This window comes from Methylobacterium soli, from assembly GCF_008806385.1.
GTDB classification, from domain to species: Bacteria; Pseudomonadota; Alphaproteobacteria; order Rhizobiales; family Beijerinckiaceae; genus Methylobacterium; species Methylobacterium soli.
The window spans coordinates 1-3,146 of sequence record NZ_VZZK01000099.1 but is presented as its reverse complement, the minus strand read 5'-3'; the positions used below and the strand labels follow the sequence as shown (position 1 = coordinate 3,146).

At 58.3% G+C, this 3,146-nt stretch carries 1 protein-coding gene and 3 pseudogenes; 3 read left to right on the top strand and 1 reads right to left on the bottom strand.

Annotated features, from left to right (window positions below):
* The first annotated feature begins 822 nt into the window (after positions 1-822).
* From F6X53_RS31935 to F6X53_RS32880, 3 genes and pseudogenes are all read left to right on the top strand, one after another.
* Positions 823-1,566, top strand: coding sequence for a hypothetical protein (locus F6X53_RS31935; RefSeq protein ID WP_342354010.1), 744 nt, complete (start codon positions 823-825; stop codon positions 1,564-1,566).
* A gap of 207 nt (positions 1,567-1,773) precedes the next feature.
* Positions 1,774-2,362, top strand: a pseudogene (locus F6X53_RS31930) (IS66 family transposase); the annotation flags it as partial.
* 94 nt (positions 2,363-2,456) lie between these two features.
* Positions 2,457-2,585 (top strand): annotated as a pseudogene (locus tag F6X53_RS32880) (DUF6429 family protein); the annotation flags it as partial.
* Positions 2,586-2,589: 4 nt separating this feature from the next.
* On the opposite strand, the pseudogene F6X53_RS31925 reads toward F6X53_RS32880, so the two are convergent.
* Positions 2,590-3,102, bottom strand: a pseudogene (locus F6X53_RS31925) (IS66 family transposase); the annotation flags it as partial.
* Positions 3,103-3,146: the final 44 nt, after the last annotated feature.

Sequence of the window (3,146 nt, the reverse complement as noted above, 5' to 3'; positions counted from 1 at the left end):
CTTCCACGCCGGCGATGAAGTCCCCTTCATCGCCCGCCGCTGGCCGACTTCTTCAACAGCCTGCTAGCATTCTATCACTGTGACATTGGAGAGGTTGGCGATTGGGGCCTACCAAAAAATGAGAATAAGATAAAGCAATGGAAGTACTACTATAGCGCGCCATGGACATTCCGCGATTTTGACTATGATCTTGTACTAATAGACGGCCGTTTCCGCGTCATGTGCGCGCTATCATCCGTTTTGTTCGGAGGGCCAGAAACGATCGTAGCAATTCATGACTATGGAAATAGGAAGGGTTATTTCGACGTTGAGCGTTATTTCGATACTGTGGCTCAAGCGGACAAGTTGATAATCCTAAGACGCAAGGCGATCGTCAATCACCGGGCTTGGATGCTGGATTTCGTTGATCATATGTACGACGTGGGTTGAGCGGTGCGGATCGCTATCCTTGCCGCGGCTAGCGCCGCCCTTTTAGCAGCATCGGCGAACGCCTTATCTCCCGAAAACGCAGCAAGCCCCGTTGATCTTCGTAGTTTCGGGGCTCGTTGCGATGGACAAGCTGACGATACGGCGGCAATCGTGAGGTGGCTTTCATCAATTCAGCCTGGGCAGCGAGGCTACGCTCCCGCGGGAAGTTGCCGCTTTGCGGAGCCCCTGCTAATCCTATCCGATCGAATTGCCATAACAGGCGATGGTCCCTATCAGACGATATTCGTTTATACAGGAACGTCCGAGACCGTGGACTTGATAACAATTGGAGATGGCATTCGACCGATTAAAAATCTGAGCTTGCGCGACTTTCGGGTCACATCGAGCACGAGGATGAAAGACGGATCGGCAATCCACGCTAAACAGCTAGTTCGATCTATGCTTGAGTCGCTTGTCGTTGATGGTCAGGACGGTAACGGAAATCTATGGAACGGGATATGGTTTGATGGCGTGGATCAGGTCGTGTATCGCAGCATGGAGGCTCGAGCCCAAGCTGATGCTGTCCGCGTGAATGGCATCGCTGGAAAAGGAAATCCGAAGGCAGATCTCTTTCTTCAGTCGGGCAAAATATCGTTCTCTGACGTAGGTCTCAGAGTAGGGGGTGCTTTTGGTGGGTTGTATGCGGACGCCTTAAACATAATTGCCAATGGCAGGGGCGTAGTTATAGACAATTCGCTTGCTGACGAAGCGAACCGAGAATTGTTCTTCGGTCCTTTGGTGGCAATTGACTCTACGAAGAGGGGCGCTGCTGTTACTTTAGAGGACGCGAAGGCTGGACCGGCATCGTGGACGCAGTTTACTGGATCTTGGGTCGCCAGCGAAGCAACTGACGGCGTGTTGGTGGCGCAGGGCGTTCGGTCAACCCTCGTCGTCCAGGGCGGTTCAATTTTCAACTTCAAGCGCGACGGCATTCGCAACGAGTCCCAGAATGCGAGCGTGTTTGTAAGTCAAACCATATTTAGGTTCAACAAAGGTCGAGGTATAAACAATCAATCAAAGGTGCTCGATGTTTCTGCGTCCGGCGTTGTTTTTCAGCATAATGAATTGGGTAACGTAGAGGGCAAAGTGAAGCAATAACCAACACGTTCTCAGCACTAAGGGACCAAGGGCAACTGGCACTAGTAGTTGCGCTTTAGTAATTACTCACGCGGTTTGGGCGTCGGGATCGGCGGGCGTGCGGCGTGGGTCTGCCGGGCGCCTCTTGTGCAAGGCGGGTTTCGCTGATTCCCTCGTGGAATGGGACGGTCCGATCTTGAGCGCCTGAGCCGGGATGAGCTGATTTAACTGGTGCTGCGCCTGCAGCGCCCGGACAAGACCTCGCGCACCTCGTCCAAGCCGCCAGCGACGGACCGCAAGGAACGCCGGGAGCAATCCAAGCCCGGCGACGCCAAGCCCGGTCACGAGGGCCACAGCCGAGTGATGAACGAGGATCCCATCGCCGTCGTCGAGCATCGCCCCGATCGATGCGGCTGCTGCGGGGGCCCGCTGCACGGTGATCTTTCCGTCGAGGTCGTCAGCACGTTCGAGCGCATTGATCTGGCCTTTACACGCCGGTGGTGACGCAGCATCGGCGGCTTGCTCGGCGCAGGCCGTATTGCATACGGCGTCTGAGACGCGGGGTGCCGTCGTGGTGCGCGAGATGATGGACGGCTACCGACCTGCGGTCTGGATCTCGGACCGCTACACCGCACAGCAGGGGCATGCAGCCCGACATCAGACCTGCCTGGCGCATTTAGCCCGCGACGTGGCCTACGTTTTCGAGGTCAGCGACGATCCGGTCCCCTGGCGCCTGCAGCTCTGGCTGGCCTCCGTGTTCGCCTTGGCCGAGCGCGTCACCGATCTGGCTGTCTCGATGCTGGCCGCCAAACGGCGTACTCATCCGGTGAAGGCCGCGTCCAGTGCGGTCGCGGTGTGGTAATCTACGCCGATGGCGGTCGATGAGGAGCGCATTGATGAAGCGGTGCTCGCTTGGTCGCCTTCACGCCAAGGGGCTCATCGCCGATCCGGTCGGACGCGCCAAATCGGTGGTGCTGACTGATGAAGGGCTGCGCCAATCCGAGACCCTCTTCCGGGCTCTGTTCACGCGGCGGGACTGACGGCTCAGGCGGCCATCTGTGGTTGAGCAGCCGGTTTCCAATTCCAGGGCAGGAGCTCGTTCAGACGACGCGCTGGGTGGTCGGCAATGCGGGCCAAGACGTCGGAAAGCCACGCCTGCGGATCGACGCCGTTGAGGCGGGCAGTCTGGAGCAGCGTATACATCAGCGCCGCGCGCTCGCCGCCGCGATCGGAACCGGCAAACAGCCAAGCCTTGCGTCCCAAGGCAATGCCGCGTAGCGCGCGCTCGGCGGCATTGTTGGTCAGGCAGATCCGGCCATCATCAAGGAAGCGAGCAAAGGCGCCCCAACGCTTGAGCATGTAGTCCATCGCCTTGGCGACCTCGGCATGGCGTGAGAGCCGGCTGCGTTCGGTGCGCATCCAGGCCTCCAGGTCGTGTAGCAACGGGGCTAATCGCTTGCGCCGCATGGCAAGGCGCGTGGCGGCGGGCAGACCAGTGATCTCCCGCTCGACAGCAAACAGGGCATCTATGCGCGTGGACTTGCTTCGCAAAAGTGGCTCTTCGTCATTTCGTGTGGATCAAGGAGCGAGAAGCAGGCGTC

Excerpts from the sequence above, each read along its gene's own strand:
- F6X53_RS31935 (WP_342354010.1), top strand. The coding sequence starts at position 823 with ATGAAAGACGGATCGGCAATCCACGCTAAACAGCTAGTTCGATCTATG.